The organism is Leucobacter weissii, assembly GCF_017565745.1.
GTDB lineage: Bacteria > Actinomycetota > Actinomycetes > Actinomycetales > Microbacteriaceae > Leucobacter > Leucobacter weissii.
Genome location: NZ_JAGDYM010000004.1, coordinates 360352 through 375398, shown reverse-complemented (window position 1 = coordinate 375398; position 15047 = coordinate 360352). Strand labels below are relative to the sequence as shown.

The 15047-nt window shown below is 71.1% G+C and carries 15 protein-coding genes; 5 read left to right on the top strand and 10 right to left on the bottom strand.

The window, feature by feature from the left end; all coding sequences use genetic code 11:
- Positions 1 to 31: 31 nt before the first annotated feature.
- The 3 genes from J4H92_RS03915 to J4H92_RS03905 all read right to left on the bottom strand — a co-directional run bounded on the left by J4H92_RS03915 (position 32) and on the right by J4H92_RS03905 (position 3918).
- Complete coding sequence (locus J4H92_RS03915; protein WP_208096256.1) at positions 32 to 1003, bottom strand: NYN domain-containing protein; 972 nt, start codon at positions 1001 to 1003, stop codon at positions 32 to 34.
- A 16-nt stretch (positions 1004 to 1019) separates the two neighbouring features.
- Positions 1020 to 1514, bottom strand: a complete 495-nt coding sequence (coaD, locus tag J4H92_RS03910; RefSeq protein ID WP_208096251.1) for a pantetheine-phosphate adenylyltransferase — start codon at positions 1512 to 1514, stop codon at positions 1020 to 1022.
- Between the two features lie 109 nt (positions 1515 to 1623).
- Positions 1624 to 3918 (bottom strand): ATP-dependent DNA helicase RecG, encoded by a 2295-nt coding sequence (locus J4H92_RS03905; RefSeq protein WP_208096249.1) that lies wholly within the window; start codon positions 3916 to 3918, stop codon positions 1624 to 1626.
- Between the two features lie 139 nt (positions 3919 to 4057).
- Here J4H92_RS03905 and J4H92_RS03900 point away from each other — a divergent pair, with 139 nt between their 5' ends.
- Complete coding sequence (locus tag J4H92_RS03900) at positions 4058 to 4642, top strand: RsmD family RNA methyltransferase (RefSeq protein WP_208096247.1); 585 nt, start codon at positions 4058 to 4060, stop codon at positions 4640 to 4642.
- Positions 4643 to 4680: 38 nt separating this feature from the next.
- Here the strand turns inward: J4H92_RS03900 and J4H92_RS03895 are convergent, their stop codons facing one another.
- From J4H92_RS03895 to gabT, 3 genes are all read right to left on the bottom strand, one after another.
- Entirely contained in the window at positions 4681 to 5055 is a 375-nt protein-coding gene (locus J4H92_RS03895) for a variant leucine-rich repeat-containing protein (RefSeq protein ID WP_481817102.1), read from the bottom strand.
- A 119-nt stretch (positions 5056 to 5174) separates the two neighbouring features.
- Positions 5175 to 6641 carry an NAD-dependent succinate-semialdehyde dehydrogenase gene (locus J4H92_RS03890; RefSeq protein WP_208096242.1) on the bottom strand — a complete coding sequence of 489 codons (1467 nt, stop codon included), beginning with the start codon at positions 6639 to 6641 and terminating at the stop codon, positions 5175 to 5177.
- Positions 6642 to 6663: 22 nt separating this feature from the next.
- Positions 6664 to 8004 (bottom strand): 4-aminobutyrate--2-oxoglutarate transaminase, encoded by a 1341-nt coding sequence (gene gabT / locus J4H92_RS03885; RefSeq protein WP_208096239.1) that lies wholly within the window; start codon positions 8002 to 8004, stop codon positions 6664 to 6666.
- Positions 8005 to 8181: 177 nt separating this feature from the next.
- Between gabT and J4H92_RS03880 the strand changes: the two genes are divergently transcribed.
- Complete coding sequence (locus J4H92_RS03880; RefSeq protein WP_208096236.1) at positions 8182 to 9402, top strand: PucR family transcriptional regulator; 1221 nt, start codon at positions 8182 to 8184, stop codon at positions 9400 to 9402.
- Between the two features lie 59 nt (positions 9403 to 9461).
- Here the strand turns inward: J4H92_RS03880 and thiL are convergent, their stop codons facing one another.
- Positions 9462 to 10481, bottom strand: coding sequence for a thiamine-phosphate kinase (gene thiL / locus J4H92_RS03875; RefSeq protein WP_208096233.1), 1020 nt, complete (start codon positions 10479 to 10481; stop codon positions 9462 to 9464).
- Between the two features lie 51 nt (positions 10482 to 10532).
- Between thiL and J4H92_RS03870 the strand changes: the two genes are divergently transcribed.
- The 3 genes from J4H92_RS03870 to J4H92_RS15270 all read left to right on the top strand — a co-directional run bounded on the left by J4H92_RS03870 (position 10533) and on the right by J4H92_RS15270 (position 11788).
- Positions 10533 to 11018 (top strand): DUF3515 family protein, encoded by a 486-nt coding sequence (locus J4H92_RS03870; RefSeq protein ID WP_208096231.1) that lies wholly within the window; start codon positions 10533 to 10535, stop codon positions 11016 to 11018.
- Between the two features lie 141 nt (positions 11019 to 11159).
- On the top strand, positions 11160 to 11579 hold the full coding sequence (locus J4H92_RS03865) for an AAA family ATPase (RefSeq protein WP_243751933.1): 420 nt from the start codon (positions 11160 to 11162) through the stop codon (positions 11577 to 11579).
- A complete protein-coding gene (locus J4H92_RS15270) occupies positions 11573 to 11788 on the top strand; it encodes a hypothetical protein (RefSeq protein WP_243751932.1) in 216 nt (71 codons plus the stop codon). Before J4H92_RS03865 ends, J4H92_RS15270 begins: the two co-directional genes overlap by 7 nt.
- A 90-nt stretch (positions 11789 to 11878) precedes the next feature.
- Here J4H92_RS15270 and J4H92_RS03860 read toward each other — a convergent pair whose 3' ends face one another.
- The 3 genes from J4H92_RS03860 to J4H92_RS03850 form a co-directional block, all read right to left on the bottom strand.
- Positions 11879 to 13024, bottom strand: coding sequence for a D-alanine--D-alanine ligase (locus J4H92_RS03860; RefSeq protein ID WP_208096538.1), 1146 nt, complete (start codon positions 13022 to 13024; stop codon positions 11879 to 11881).
- Between the two features lie 80 nt (positions 13025 to 13104).
- Entirely contained in the window at positions 13105 to 14202 is a 1098-nt protein-coding gene (locus J4H92_RS03855; RefSeq protein ID WP_208096536.1) for an NAD(P)H-dependent glycerol-3-phosphate dehydrogenase, read from the bottom strand.
- A gap of 38 nt (positions 14203 to 14240) precedes the next feature.
- Positions 14241 to 15014, bottom strand: coding sequence for a lysophospholipid acyltransferase family protein (locus J4H92_RS03850; RefSeq protein WP_208096228.1), 774 nt, complete (start codon positions 15012 to 15014; stop codon positions 14241 to 14243).
- Positions 15015 to 15047: the final 33 nt, after the last annotated feature.

The window sequence follows — 15047 nt, the reverse complement described above, 5'->3', positions numbered from 1 at the left end:
ACCCGCTCCGGGCTGCGAGTCGCCTCGGCGCTCAGTGGGACCCCGGGCGGCGGCGGATGCGGTTGTGCCCGCTCTCGTCGAGCTCGGCGACTCCGGGATAGGCTTTCACGAACGCGGAGAACGTCGGGAAGCCGTGCTCGCGCTCCTGGAACGAGGGGTCCATGCGGAGCATCTGATTCTTCACGGCGGACGCATCCTGCCATTCCTCGTCGGTCTTGGTCTCCAGGAGCACCAGCGCCTTGCGCAGCAGCGGTCCCGGACGGCGGCGGGGCACCTCGGGCCCGACCTCGGCGTCCGGAGCGGCGGCCTCCCTCTGCAGACCGCCGAGCGGATCGCCGCCGAACGGATTCCGGCCGACCGCCGTACCGGCCGCCGCCGGGGGCGCGAGCGCCTCGATCCGCTCGTCCTCCTCCGCCTCGTCGTCGGTCAGCAGCGCATCGTAGTCCGCGTATTCGTCGCAGGCTCCCGCGAGCACGCGGCTCGTCCCGCCCGCCACACCGATGCCGACGACGTAGCGCCCGAGCCGCCGCACCTTCTGCACCAGCGGCACGAAGTCGGAGTCGCCCGCGACGATCACCACGTGGGTCACGTCGTCGAGCAGGAACAGATCCTCCATCGCGTCGACCGCCAGCCGGATGTCGGCGCCGTTCTTGCGCCGGACGCTGAGCGGGAACATCTGCACCAGATCCGCCGCGCGGGCGGTCAGATCGTCGCGGTAGGCGGCGTTGACCGGGTGCGACCAATCGGCATAGGCCCTGCAGACGGCGAGGGTGCCGAAGGTGGCCGCGTAGTCGAGCACCGCGTTGACGCTCACCCGCGCTTCATCCAAGCGCTTCAGGGCCTCCTCGCTCAGCGGCTCGGATCGCCCGGAGCCCCGCACATCGCGCGCGAAGGCGCTGCGCCCGAACCGCTGGTCGAAGCGGGAGATGACGATGTTGTCGAAATCGAAGTAGACCGCCACCCGCGGCTCACCGCTCACCTTCTGCGCCTTCCACGCCGCCATACCGCTCCCGCCTCCGTCACGCGGGCCGGGTGGAGTCGAGGTACCTGGCCACCGCCGGCGGCACGTAATCGCTCACATCCCCGCCGAGGGCCGCCACCTGACGCACCAGGGAGCTCGACACGTGCGCGTGGCCGGGCTCCGGCAGCAGGAAGACCGTCTCGACGTTCGCGAGGCTGCGGTTCATCAGCACCATCGGCGTCTCGTAGGCGATATCGATCTGCGAGCGGATCCCCTTGACCAGCACGCTCGCACCCACCTCGGTGCAGTAGTCGACGAGCAGCCCGACCGACCAGGAGGCGACCGTGACGTTCGCGTGCGTCTGGGCGTCCTCGTCGATGGAGCGCTGCAGCAGGCTCACCCGCTCCGAGATCGGCAGCATGGCGTTCTTGTCTGGGTTGTGGACCACCAGCACGTGCACCTCGTCGAAGATGCTCGCGGCGCGGCGGATCACGTCGAGATGCCCCAGCGTGACGGGGTCGAACGAACCGGGCACGACGGCGATGGTGCTCATACTCCGATTCTACGGCACGTCGCACGGATTCGAACGCGGCGCGACGCCCCCTCGCGCGCGTCGCCCCGCGACCACGGCCGGAGCGACGGGATGCGCGCCCCCGCTCCTCCTACGACTTCGCGAGATTATCGAGACGGCGCTGCTGCGCCTCACGCTCGAGCACTTCCGCGAGCCCGGGTGCCGACATCAGCTCGGGATCCCGCTCCAGCAGCGACTCCGCCACCGAACGGGCATGATCGATGAGCTCGCCGTGCTCGGTCACCCGCAGCAGTCGCAGCGCGCTGCGCCCGCCGGACTGCGCCGTGCCCAGGATGTCCCCCTCGCGCCGCAGCTCCAGGTCCTTCTCCGCCAGTTCGAAGCCGTCGAGGGTGGCTGCGACGGCCTCCAAGCGCTCACGGGCGACACTGCCCGTCGGGGCGGCGGTGAGCAGCAGGCAGAGGCCCGGATGATCGCCCCGGCCGACCCGGCCGCGCAGCTGGTGCAGCTGGGAGATGCCGAAGCGGTCGGCATCCCGCACGATCATCACGGAGGCGTTGGGCACGTTGACCCCGACCTCGATAACGGTGGTCGCGACCAGCACGTCGATGCCGCCCGCGGCGAACGCCCGCATCGTCGCGTCCTTGTCGTCGGGCCGCATCGCCCCCGTCAGGCTCGCGATGCCGATCCCGGCGTAGTCGGCGCGACCGCTCAACTCGGCGAACGTCTGCTCGACGCTCGCGAGCGGCCGCGCAGCCCCCTCCTCGGCGTCCGTCGCCTCCCCCTCCTCGCGCTCGCCCTCCTCCCGCTCGCCGGGCGCGATCGCGGGGCACACCACGTAGACCTGCCGGCCCGCGGCCACCTCCTCGAGCGCTCGCACCCAGGCGCGCTCGGCCCACTTCGGCCGCTCGAGCAGCGGGACGACGAACGTCTCGATCCCCTGCCGCCCGGCCGGCAGCTCTCGGATCACGCTCGTCTCGAGATCGCCGAACGCGGTGAGGGCGACGGTGCGCGGGATCGGAGTCGCCGTCATGACGAGCAGATGCGGTTGCGCCCCCTTCCGTCGCGGCGCCTCGCGCTTCGCGTCGCCCTCTTCGGGCTCCGCCCCCAGCACCGTGCCCTTCCGTCGCAGCGCGTCTCTCTGTTCCACGCCGAAGCGGTGCTGCTCGTCGATCACCGCGAGGCCCAGGTCGTAGAAGGCCACGTTGTCGCTCAGCAGTGCGTGCGTGCCGATGACGATGCGCGCGCCGCCGCCGGCGACCGCGAGAAGCGCTCGGCGCTTCTCCGCGGCCGGCATGCTGCTGGTGATGAGCACCGGCTGCAGGCGCTCGACGAGCTCGGGGCCCAGCGCGTCGACGACGCTGCGGAAGTGCTGGGCCGCGAGCACCTCGGTCGGGGCGAGCAGCGCGCTCTGTCCGTCGCCCGGTGCGGCGCCCGCCTCCGTCTCAGCCGGGCTCTCGGCGACCTGGATCATGGCGCGCAGCGCGACCACCGTCTTTCCCGAGCCCACTTCTCCCTGCAGCAGCCGGTGCATCGGATGGGGCCGGGCGAGCTCCGCGGAGATCGTCTCGGCGGCACGGCGCTGATCGTTCGTCAGAGCGAACGGGAGCGCCCGGTCGAACGCCGCGAGCAGGCCGCCCTCGCCCTCAACCGGCGGTCGCGGGGCGGCGGGGGCCGCCCCGAGCCCCCGCCTCCGGTGCAGCAGCGCGAGCTGCAGCTCGAACGCCTCGCGGAAGCGGAGGCTCTCCTGGGCGCGGCGCCAGTCGCCCGCGTTCTCGGGCCGGTGGATCAGCTCCAGCGCCCGGCTGAGCGGCAGCAGGCCCTCGTCCCGGAGGAGCTCCGCCGGGAGCGGATCCTCGACGGGTCCCAGGGCGTCGAGGGCGAGGGCGATCGCCTGCTGGATGCTCCAGCTCGGCAGCTTCGCCGTGGCGGGATAGATCGGCACCGGGCGCTCGGCATAGGCGCGCGCGGCCGCGCGGTCGAGCGCAGCGGCCTCCTGCGAGCCGACCTCGCGATCCTCGAACAGCTCGTAGTCGGGATGCTGCAGCTGCAGCTGTCCGCGGTACTCGCTGACCTTCCCGGCGAAGATGCCGCGCGCGCCCGGGACGAGCTCGGCCGCCCGCCAGGCCTGGTTGAAGAAGGTGAGCTGGAGCGTGCCGGTCCCGTCCGTGATGCGCGCCTCCAGGAGCTTGCCGTTCCGCCGCTGCATGCGCCGCTCGCGCACGTCGAGCACCTGGGCCAGCACGGTGACGTGCTCGCCGACCGGCAGGCCGGTGAGCGGGGTGAGGTCGCCGCGGTTCGAGTAGCGCCGAGGCACGTGCCACAGGAGCTCGCGCACGGTCCGCAGCTCGAAGGCTCGCTGCAGCGCGGCGGCGGTGCGCCCGCCGACGACGCCGTCGAGGCGCGAGTCGAGCGTGGCGGCGGTCATGCTCCCAGGCTACTCGCCTCGGCTGCGGCGAGCCTCGCCCTCGCGAGTGCGCCCCCGCTGCGCGGTCGGACGCGGGCGCTCTCGCGAATGCGGGTCCCGTTCACGTGGGAGGCACCCGGCCGGGCAATAGGGTGGAGGGATGACCAGGATCATCTCGGGCGCGGCCGGATCCCTCAGGCTGGAGGTGCCGAAGTCGGGCACCAGGCCCACGAGCGACCGGGTGCGGGAGGCCGTCTTCTCGGCGCTCGACTCGTGGGACGCGCTCCAGGGCGCTCGGGTGCTCGATCTCTACGCGGGATCCGGCGCTCTCGGCCTCGAGGCCGCGAGCCGCGGAGCCGGATCCGTCACGCTGGTCGAGCGCCACCCGCAGGCGGCTCAGGTGGCGCAGCGCAACGCCCGCACGGTCGCCGGGGCGTTCGGTGAGGGGACGGGGCCGCGGATCGACGTGCGACGCCAGAGCGTGCGGGGGTTCCTGGAGGCAGCGGATCCGGCGGCGGACTCTCAGCCGGGCTACGGGATCGCGCTGATCGACCCGCCCTACGACTTGGGCGAGAGCGAGCTCTCCGAGAATCTCGCCGCCCTCGTGCCGCTGCTCGCCGAGGGGGCGATCGTCATGGTGGAGCGCTCGACGCGCTCCCCCGAGCCGGTCTGGCCGAGCGCCCTCGAGCCGCTCCGGGGGAAGCGCTACGGCGAGACCGCGCTGTGGTGGTCGGAACTCGCCTAGCGGCGCAGCACGGCCTGGCGTGATCTCCGCCGCTCGATTCAGGCGTCGAGATCGCTCCAGGGCGCCGGCTCGGGTTCGCCGAACCACCGATCGAGCGCTCCCGTCGCGGCGAGCGAGGCGGCCGCGCCGCCGACGGCGAGCAGCACGGCGATCACCACGGCCACCACGGCCGTCGCGCGTTTGCTCAGACGCCCGGGCAGGGGCGCCTCGGGAGGGTCGTCCGGAGTGGGCTGCTCGGCGGCGTGCTGCTTCGCGATCCACTGCCACAGTTCCGGCTGCGCGTTCGGATGCTCCAGTATCTCGCCCCACAGATCCGGTCGTTCCACGGCCAGTCGCTCCAGCCGTGCAGAACTGAGATCCGCGGAAAGGCCTCCGTCCGGATTGACATCCGAATCCCATGCCCCTCGGTTCATCGATCCCCTCCGTCTACGGTCGGGGTGACCGCGGCGCTTCCCCGATCAACCCGACAGCCGAGCCAAAGTCTCCCGCATCCGGCTGGGAATAGCGGGAGACTCCGGCTCGGCGATGGACCTCAGCGGGGCAGCATCGTGTACTTCGTCGAGAGGAACTCGTGGATCCCCTCGAAGCCGCCCTCGCGGCCGAGACCGGACTGCTTGACGCCGCCGAACGGGGCCGCCGCGTTCGAGGCGAGCCCCGAGTTGAGACCCATCATTCCGGTCTCGAGACGCTCGATCATGCGGTGGCCGCGGTGGATGTTCTCGGTGAACACGTAGCTCATCAGACCGTACTCGGTGTTGTTCGCGATCTCGACCGCCTCGTCCTCCGTCGAGAAGCGGATGATCCCGAGCACCGGCCCGAAGATCTCCTCGCGCATGATCGCGGACTGCGGGCTCAGGTGGTCCACGACCGTCGGCTGGAAGAAGTTTCCCGGTCCGTCGATGGCGTCCCCGCCGGTCACGATGTTCGCACCGGTGTCGACCGCGTCGGCCACCAGACGCGCCGTGTTGGTCACGGCCTTGTCGTCGACGAGCGCTCCGATGTCGTTGCCCTCCTCGGCGCCGCGGCCGATCTTCATCGCGGCGACCCGCTCGCCGATGCGGCGGGCGAACTCGTCGGCGACCGACTCGTGCACGATGACGCGGTTCGCGGCCGTGCACGCCTGGCCGATGTTGCGGAACTTCGCCACCAGCGCGCCCTCGACGGCCCGGTCGAGATCCGCGTCCTCGAACACGATGAAGGGGGCGTTGCCGCCCAGCTCCATCGAGGTGCGCAGCACGTTCTGGGCCGAGGCCTCGAGCAGCTTCACGCCGACCGGGGTCGACCCGGTGAACGAGAGCTTGCGGAGGCGGGTGTCGCTGAGCAGCGCGCTCGACTGGGCGCTCGACTTCGAGGTCGGCACCACGTTGACCACGCCGGCGGGCAGACCGGCCTCTTCGAGCAGCTGCGCGAAGAAGATGGTGGTCAGCGGCGTCAGCGCGGCCGGCTTGATGACGACCGTGCACCCCGCGGCGAGCGCCGGGGCGATCTTGCGGGTGGCCATCGCGAGCGGGAAGTTCCACGGCGTGATGAAGTAGCAGGGCCCGACCGGCAGGTGCGAGACGAGGATGTTGCCGGTGCCCTCGGGGTTCTGACGGTAGTCGCCCTGCACGCGCACGGCTTCCTCCGAGAACCAGCGCAGGAACTCGCCGCCGTAGACGACCTCTCCCCTGGCCTCCTGGATGGGCTTGCCCATCTCGATGCTCATCAGCAGCGCGAAGTCCTCCTTGCGCTCGGTCAGCAGGTCGAAGGTGCGGCGGAGGATGTTGGAGCGCTCTCGGCTGGACGTCGCCGCCCATGCCTCCTGCGCCGCGACGGCGGCGTCCAGCGCGCGCACCGCATCCTCGACGGTCGCGTCTGCGATCGTCTTGACGACCTCTCCGGTCGCCGGATCGTGAACGTCGAAGGTCGCTCCCGTGGCCGAGGGCTGCCATTCTCCGCCGATGCCGAGCCCGGTCTGCACACGATCGAGCAGTTCCTGCTCGTGGGGCTTGAGTGCCATGTTGTCCGGTCCTTTCAGATTCTCAGTTGGCCGCGATGCCGTCTGCGACGACCTGGAGGGCTTCGCGCAGGAGCTCGTCGCTGATCGAGAGCGGCGGCAGGAAGCGGATCACGTTGCCGTAGGTGCCGCAGGTGAGCACGAGCACGCCCTGATCCGCCGCGTACTTGGCGACCGCGCCCGTCAGCGCGGAGTTCGGCGTCTTGGATCCCGACTCCACCAGTTCGATCGCCTGCAGCGCACCGCGGCCGCGGATGTCGCCGACGCGATCCTCGTCCTGCTGGATGCCGGCGAAGAACTCGGTGATGATCGCGCCGATCTCCCGCGCGCGCTGCGTGAGGTTCTCGGCCTCGTAGGTCTCGATGGTGGCCAGCGCCGCCGCGGTCGCGATCGGGTTGCCCGCATAGGTGCCGCCGAGTCCGCCGGAGTGCGCAGAGTCCATGATCTCGGCGCGGCCGGTCACGGCCGAGAGCGGGAGTCCGCCGGCGATGCCCTTCGCGGTGGTGACGACATCGGCGACCACCCCCTCGTGGTTCGCCGCGAAGAGGTCGCCCGTGCGGGCGAAGCCGGTCTGCACCTCGTCGAGGATGAACACGACCCCGTTCTCGTTCGCCCACTTCTGGATCGCCGGCAGGAAGCCGGGAGCGGGGTCGATGAAGCCGCCCTCGCCCTGGATCGGCTCGATGATGACCGCGGCGAGGTTGCCGACGCCGACCTGCTTCTCGATCTGCAGGATCGCCTGCGCGGCGGCCTCCTGACCGGTCAGCCCGTCGCGGAACGGGTACGAGGCCGGCACGCGGTAGATCTCGGGCGCGAAGGGGCCGAAACCGTCCTTGTACGGCAGGTTCTTCGCGGTCATCGCCATGGTGAGGTTGGTTCGGCCGTGGTAGGCGTGATCGAAGGTCACGACGGCGTTCTTCCCGGTGTAGTGGCGCGCGATCTTGACCGCGTTCTCGACCGCTTCGGCACCGGAGTTGAAGAGCGCCGAGCGCTTCTCGAAGTCGCCGGGGATGAGCTCGTTGAGCTTCTCGGCGACGGCGATGTACCCCTCGTACGGGGTGACCGTGAAGCAGGTGTGCGTGAAGTGCTCGACCTGCGCCTTCACGGCCTCCACCACGCGGGGCGCCGAGTTGCCGACGCCGGTGACGGCGATGCCGGATCCGAGGTCGATGAGGGAGTTGCCGTCGGCGTCGACGATCACGCCGCCGCCCGCCGCGACGACCGACACCGGCAGCGCGACGCCCACGCCCGAGGCGACCGACGCGTTCTTGCGGGCGATCAGCTCCTGGGACTTCGGGCCGGGGATGGCCGTGACGATCCTGCGCTCCTGCGGAAGCGAGGGGCCTCCGATGGGGGTTTCAGACATGACATGCTCCTTCACGATGTTGCTGGCGAGGTCGGGATCCCGGGTCGGGAATCCTCGGACTCCCGGGTCGGGACGGTGCTGCGTCGAAGTCGGCGACCGAGCGGTCGCCGACCAGCCGGCTCCGCTCACCAGCCTACGACTCGCACCCCTCCGCAAGAGATGCCATACTGTCCAATCATGCAGCAATCTTTCGCCAGTGTGTCGAAATCCGCCGATGCGGGAGGGACCTCCCCCGCGGTCATCGAGCTGGACTCGCTGCTGCGGGACTATCTCCTCGGGCTCGTGCTGATCGGAGGCATCGGCAGAGACACCGGCACTCGGCCCGTGCAATGGGTCCATTCGAGCGATCTGCTGGACCCCGCGCCGTTCCTCACCCCGCGCACCGTGCTCCTCACGACCGGAGCCCAGTTCGGCGACGACGATCCGGAGGTGCTCGAGGCCTACGTGCAGCGCCTCATCCACGCCGGCGCGACGGCTCTCGGGGTCGGCGCGGGCCTGCGATGGGAGCGGATCCCGCCCGCCCTCATCGAGCTCTGCGACCGACTGCACCTGCCGCTGTTCCGCGTGCCCTACGACACCCCGTTCCTCGCCGTGGTCCGGACGGCGGCGAGGCTGATCGACGCGCGAGCGGCGGCCGACTGGGGCCGCGAGCAGCATCCGCCGCCCAGCTTCTCCGGCCGGCGCGAGCGGCTGCTCGCCGCGGAGCGGAGTCTGCGGGAGGCCGTGCTCCAGCTGATGGTCGACGGCCGCCTCGACCTCGCGGAACGCGTCGCGGCGAAGGCGCTGCCCCAGCTGCCGCGCGGCTCGCTGTCGGTGCTGACCTTCAGCGAGCCGCCCGACGAGAGGTTCCCGACGGACTTCGCCGCCCTCGTGACCGAACAACCGGGCGTGCTCTCGGCAACGCTCGACGGCGCCACCGTCGTCATCGCCGAGGCCGGCGAGGTCGCCCGTCTCCGCCGGGCTCTCACGCGCGCCGGGGTGCCGGCCGGGGTCTCCGAACGCGCCACGGCCGCGGACCTGCCCGAGCTCCTCGAGCAGGCGCGGCGCGCATCCGAGCTGGCCCGCGGCGCTCGGGATCCCGGTCCGCTCGACTACCGGCCCGAGATGCACGCCGGCGTGCTCCAGCTGCTCCGCGACAGTCCCGAGGCGGTGCGTCGAGCGCAGGGCCTGCTCGCCCCCCTGCGACGGCACGACGAACGGCACGAGGATCGGCTCGAGCACAGTCTCGCCGTCTGGCTGCGCCACCACGGTCAGACCAGCCCGGCAGCAGCCGAGCTCGGCGTCCACCGGCACACGCTGCGGTCGCGTGTGCAGGCGGCCGAGAGCCTGCTGCAACGGGATCTCGACGACCCCGATCTGCGGGCCGAGCTCTGGGCCGCGCTGCGCCTCGCGGAATGATCCGGCCCCGAGGCGTCGGGGCACGCGCTCTCGCGCCGACGCACCCTAGGCCCGGGGCCTCACGAACCCGGCGGGCGCACGGTGTAGGGGTCCCAGCCGCCCGGCCGGCAGGGTGCGCCGTCGAGTCGGAGCTCCGGCGCCTCGGCGGTGGCGGCGCGCACCTCCCCGATCACGACGAATCCCTCGGGAAGGGCGGCGTCGCGCGGGAACGTCGCGAGCAGACCGTGATCCTCCCCGCCGGTGAGCATCGCGGGCAACGGCACTCGAACGCCGCGCTGCACGGAGAACCCCCGCTCGAGTCGACCCGAGGCGAGATCGAGGATCGCGCCGCTCGCCCGCGCGAGTCTCGCCGCGTCGAGGGAGAGCGAATCGGAGACGTCCATCATCGCGGTCGCCCCGGCCGCCGATGCGAGCACGCCGGCGGCGATGGGCGGCTTCGGCGCGAGCTGCGCCGCCAGCTCGACCGGGTGCCGCTCGCGCAGGCGGGCGAGGCCTCCGGCGTGGGCGGCGCCGTCCGGATCCGCGGACTCGCGGAAGAGCAGCGACAGACCGAGGCCGGCGAGCCCCAGGTATCCCGCGTAGGCGACGACGTCGCCGGGTCGCGCTCCGGAGCGGAGCACGGGCGCCCGGCCGCCCAGCTCGCCGAGCGCGGTGGCCGAGACGACGAGGACGGGGGCCCGGCCCAGGTCGCCTCCGACGACGCCGCACCCGGGGGCGAGCTCCCGGCAGGCGGCGTCCAGCCCCGCGGCGATCTCCTCCAGCAGCGCGACCGGCGTGCGCTCGTGGCAGGCGAGCGAGACCGTGAGCGCGGTGGGGGCGGCGCCCATCGCCGCGACGTCCGAGAGGTTGGTCGCCGCGAGCTTCCACCCGAGATCGAAGCCGCTGTGCCACGCCAGCCGGAAGTCGGGCCCCTCGATCATGGTGTCGGTCGTCACGACGGCGTCGCCGTCGAAGGCGAGGACGGCGCAGTCGTCGCCGGGGCCGAGACGCGCGGCCCGCGCGGGAGAGAGTCGCGCGAGCACGCGCCGCAGGGCGCCGCTCTCCCCCGCCTCCGCCACGCTGAGCTCAGAATCCTGCATGCTCCCACGGTAGCGGGGTCCGCGACGGCGGCGCGACGGTAGGCTGGAGACATGCCGTCTCGAACCGCCACTCCCGCGCTCGCAGCACTGGCGGCACTCGCGTTGACGGCATCGCTGACGGCCTGCGCCGGGGACGTCCCGATGGACCCGTCCGAGGATGCGAACAACCCGGCCTGCGCCGACGTGATCGTCCGGCTGCCGGACTCCGCAGCGGGCCTGGACCGTCGCACCACCAACGCGCAGTCGACGGGGGCCTGGGGCGATCCGGTCGGAATCGAGCTGCGCTGCGGGATCGAGGCCGGCGGTCCCACGACGGACGACTGCGTCAACGTGAACGGCGTCGATTGGGTCATCGATCGCTCGGGCGCGCCGCTCTACCGCTTCGAGGCGTACGGCCGGAGCCCCGGCCTGGAGGTCTACGTGAACAGCGAGCTGGCCAGCGGCACCGAGGCGGTGGTCGACCTGGGCGCGGCCGTGCAGGTCCTGCCCCAGGAGCGGCAGTGCACGAGCCTGATCGACTCCCTCGACTTCGAGTGATCCGACCTCGATCGCGTTGATTCCGAGGGCTCTTCCCGGGGTATGCGCGTGAGATGCGCTCTGACCGATAGTTCCGGGATCGGTCAAGCAGAATTGAGGGAATCAGTAAAGTAAAATCGCTGTTATCGGTAAAGCATAAACATGACAGAGTATCACCTGCGCATCATTGATGATGAACTCGATGAGGTCTTTCCCGCACTCGCCGCGGTTGCGATCGACGGACCGAAAGGTGTGGGGAAAACAGCGACTGCGACTCGACGGGCGACAACGATCATTGCGCTCGACCAATTGGCACGAGCTCAGGAACTCGCCGCGGACCCCGGATTCATGGAGCGGGCTCCGAAGCCGCTCCTACTCGATGAATGGCAACGGTTGCCACAGGTGTGGGACATGGTTCGCCGTTCGGTCGATCATGACCGTTCCGGCGCACAGTTCCTGCTGACCGGAAGCGCCGGTGACCACTCCGACGCACTCGGGGGCTGGCCGCATTGCGAGCCTGCGTCTGCGCCCGCTCTCGGTGGCGGAGCGCGTCGAGCACGATCGGCTATCGGGACGTGCTGAGTCTCATCGTCGAAGCACGAGGCCGCGTCGTGGGCATCGAGGTGAAGCTTTCAGCGGAGGTCGGGAGCAGGGATGTGCGGCACCTGGTCTGGCTGCGGGAGCGTCTCGGGGAAGCAGCTGCGGATATGGTCGTGCTGACCACAGGCGAACGCCCGTACCGGCGCCCCGACGGCGTGGCGGTGGTGCCGCTCGCCCTCCTCGGCCCGTAGCGTGCCCCGCGAGCGGCCGCCGTTCGGAGATGAGAATCGAGCCAGGCCGAATGATCCCGGCGGAAGGAAGATCCGGCCGACCGTGAGCCTCTAGTCCGAGCCGGGCCGAGGCCCCTCGAGCGCCAGCTCGACCAGCTCCGTGATCAGCTCGGTGTAGCCGAGGCCCGACGCCTCCCAGAGCCGCGGATACATGGAGATCGGCGTGAAGCCCGGCAGGGTGTTGATCTCGTTGAGCACCGGACCGTCCGCGGTGAGGAAGAAGTCGACGCGGGCGAAACCGGCGCACTGCGACACCTCGAAGGCGGTGACGGCGGCGTCGCGGAGCGCCGCGAACTCCGCGTCCGTCACACCGGCGGGCAGCACGAGATCCACGCCGGCCGCGCCGAGGTACTTCGCCTCGAAGTCGTAGAACTCGCGGCCGGAGAAGACGATCTCGCCGATCACCGCGCTCGTGCGCGGAGGCTCTCCCGACCGCCCCTGCAGCACCGCTATCTCGACCTCTCGGCCGACCACCCCGGACTCGACGAGCACGAGCGAGTCCTCGGCGAAGGCGACGTCGAGGGCGGCAGGCAGCTGGTCCGGGGCGGTCACCCGGCTCACCCCGACGCTCGATCCGGCGCGATTCGGCTTCACGAACAGCGGATAGCCGAGGCCCTCGTCGAGGCGGCACACCAGCGAAGGATCGCGCGCCACCTCTGAGCGCGAGACCGTGCGCCACGGCGCCACGGCGATCCCGGCCGCCGCCAGCACCGTCTTCAGCGCGTGCTTGTCCATGCACAGCGCCGAGCCGAGCACGCCGCTGCCCGCGTAGGGAAGATCGACCAGGTCGAGCATGCCCTGCACCGTGCCGTCCTCGCCGTACGGCCCGTGCAGCATGGGCAGCACGACGTCGACGCGACCGAGCGAGCGCACCGGCGCCGCGCCCTCGGACGAGCGCTCCGCGCCGCCCGATTCGATCACGGTCAGCGTCCGCGTCCCCGTCGAGGCGGGCCAGAGTATCCTCGTGCCGTTCTCGACCACCTCGGGCGACCCGTCGAGCCGATACCCCTGCACCTCGTGCTCGTCGACCAGCACGGTCGCGCCGTTCTTCGCGATGCCGACCAGGATCACGTCGAAGCGCGCCCGGTCGATGGCCCGAAGCACACCGGCCGCGGTGACGCAGCTGATGCCGTGCTCGCTCGAACGGCCGCCGAAGAGGATCACCACCGTGATCCTCTCATCAGGACCGGGGATCACCCCGGCGATCCTCTCATCAGCGCCGGGGATGGCCGCGACCCGCTTGCGGTTCTCCGACTCCGGCCAGTAATCCTCGGCACTCACGCGCGGCCGCCCTTCATCCGGCCCAGCAGTCTCCGCCAGGCTCCCTGCTTTCCGATTCCGAGCGACAGCTCCGCCCTCGGCACGTCGTCCTCGGTGGCGAGATGCGGCCCCAGCTCCTTCGGACGCATCCGGCCGCTCAGCACCATCTGCACCTGCTGCACGATCGGCATGGCGATGCCCCGCTCGCGCGCGAGCTCGAGCACCGGTCCGACCGAGGTGATGCCCTCAGCCGTCTGCTGCATCTGCTGCTTGGTCTCCTCCAGCGAGAAGCCCTGCCCGATGAGCCGGCCCGCCGTGTTGTTGCGCGAGAGCGGCGACTGGCAGGTGGCGATGAGATCCCCGAGACCCGCGAGACCAGACAGCGTGGTGGGGCTCGCCCCCTGGGTCACGGCGAACTCGGTCATCTCGGCGAGACCGCGGGTGATGATCGAGGCCTTGGTGTTCTCGCCGTAGCCGACGCCGTCCACGATGCCGATCGCGAGGGCGATGAGGTTCTTGAGCACGCCGCCCAGCTCGGTGCCGACGACGTCGGTGTTGACGTAGCTGCGGAAATAGGGCCCGGAGCAGGCCGTCGCGATCTCCTGCGCGGCGGCGAGGGAGACGCAGGAGGCGACCGCGCCGGTCGGCTGCTCCTTCGCGATCTCGAGCGCGATGTTGGGCCCGGAGACCACCCCGATCCGATCGGGATCGAGATCGAGCGCGTCCGAGATCACCTCGCTCATGCGCATCGAGGTGCCCCGCTCGACGCCCTTGACGAGGCTCACCAGAAGGCTCTCGCGCTCGAGGTAGGATTCCAGCTCGGCGAGATTCTCCCGCAGGCTCTGGCTCGGCACCGCCAGGAACACCTGCTCGGCGCCCTCGAGCGCCCGGGCCGGGTCGCTCGTGGCGCGCAGGCGCTTCGGCAGGTTGACCCCGGGCAGGTACTGCGAGTTGCGCTTCGCGACCTGGATCTCCTGAGCCGCCTCGGGGCGCCGCGCCAGGATGGTCACCTCGCAGCCGGCGTCGACGAGGACCTTGCCGAACGTCGTGCCCCAGCTGCCGGCCCCGACGACGGCGACGCGCCGGCCGCGGTTGCGCTTGGGGCTCGCCTGCACGATGCCGATCGTGCCCGAATTGCCCGAGCGCGGCGCCGTCAAAACCTGCCCGTTTCGCTCTGGTCGTGCTTCACCGGATCCCACCGCTCCGCCGGCGGCTCCTCGCCCCGCAGCTCCGCGAGCAGATCCGTGATCGCCGCCATCAGCAGCTCGGTGGCCTCGTTGATGGCCTTGGACTCGTGCTCCCGTCCCGCGAAGCGCGAGAGATCGAGCGGCTCGCCCACCGCGACGCGGATGGTCTTGCGCGGGAACGGGCGTATGCGCTTGCCGTAGCGCGGCATGAGCTCCTGGGTGCCCCAGTGCGCCATGGGGATCAGCGGGATGCCCGCGTCGAGCGCCAGCCGGACGGCGCCGCTCTTGCCGCGCATCGGCCACAGCCCGGGATCGCGGGTGAGCGTGCCCTCGGGGTAGACGATCACGCCCGCCTCGCGGCTGACCAGTTCGCTGGCCGCGCCCATCGGGTTCGCATCGGATCCACTGCGGGCGCTGCCCTGGCGCCGCACGGGGATCTGCCCGGAGGAGCGCAGCAGCCAGCCGAGGAAGGGCACCCGGAACAGGCTCTCCTTGGCCATGAAGCGCGGCAGCCGCCCGAGATGCCAGGTGGCGGCGCCCATGGCGATGGGATCGATCTCGCTGTAGTGATTGGGCGACAGGATGAAAGGGCCGGTGGACGGCAGCTTCGAGTCAGGGGTGAAGCGATAGCGCACCATGCACGACCAGAGGGGCAGGATCAGCGCGGCGAGGAACCAGAAGAACCCCGGCCGACGCTTCTCCGGGGAGGAGCGGGAACGGATCTTCACGGTCTGGGGCATGCCTTCAATTATGGCAGGACCGGTATCACGACC

Excerpts from the sequence above, each read along its gene's own strand:
- J4H92_RS03915 (WP_208096256.1), bottom strand. The coding sequence starts at position 1,003 with ATGGCGGCGTGGAAGGCGCAGAAGGTGAGCGGTGAGCCGCGGGTGGCG.
- coaD (WP_208096251.1), bottom strand. The coding sequence starts at position 1,514 with ATGAGCACCATCGCCGTCGTGCCCGGTTCGTTCGACCCCGTCACGCTG.
- J4H92_RS03905 (WP_208096249.1), bottom strand. The coding sequence starts at position 3,918 with ATGACCGCCGCCACGCTCGACTCGCGCCTCGACGGCGTCGTCGGCGGG.
- J4H92_RS03900 (WP_208096247.1), top strand. The coding sequence starts at position 4,058 with ATGACCAGGATCATCTCGGGCGCGGCCGGATCCCTCAGGCTGGAGGTG.
- J4H92_RS03895 (WP_481817102.1), bottom strand. The coding sequence starts at position 5,055 with ATGAACCGAGGGGCATGGGATTCGGATGTCAATCCGGACGGAGGCCTT.
- J4H92_RS03890 (WP_208096242.1), bottom strand. The coding sequence starts at position 6,641 with ATGGCACTCAAGCCCCACGAGCAGGAACTGCTCGATCGTGTGCAGACC.
- gabT (WP_208096239.1), bottom strand. The coding sequence starts at position 8,004 with ATGTCTGAAACCCCCATCGGAGGCCCCTCGCTTCCGCAGGAGCGCAGG.
- J4H92_RS03880 (WP_208096236.1), top strand. The coding sequence starts at position 8,182 with ATGCAGCAATCTTTCGCCAGTGTGTCGAAATCCGCCGATGCGGGAGGG.
- thiL (WP_208096233.1), bottom strand. The coding sequence starts at position 10,481 with ATGCAGGATTCTGAGCTCAGCGTGGCGGAGGCGGGGGAGAGCGGCGCC.
- J4H92_RS03870 (WP_208096231.1), top strand. The coding sequence starts at position 10,533 with ATGCCGTCTCGAACCGCCACTCCCGCGCTCGCAGCACTGGCGGCACTC.
- J4H92_RS03865 (WP_243751933.1), top strand. The coding sequence starts at position 11,160 with ATGACAGAGTATCACCTGCGCATCATTGATGATGAACTCGATGAGGTC.
- J4H92_RS03850 (WP_208096228.1), bottom strand. The coding sequence starts at position 15,014 with ATGCCCCAGACCGTGAAGATCCGTTCCCGCTCCTCCCCGGAGAAGCGT.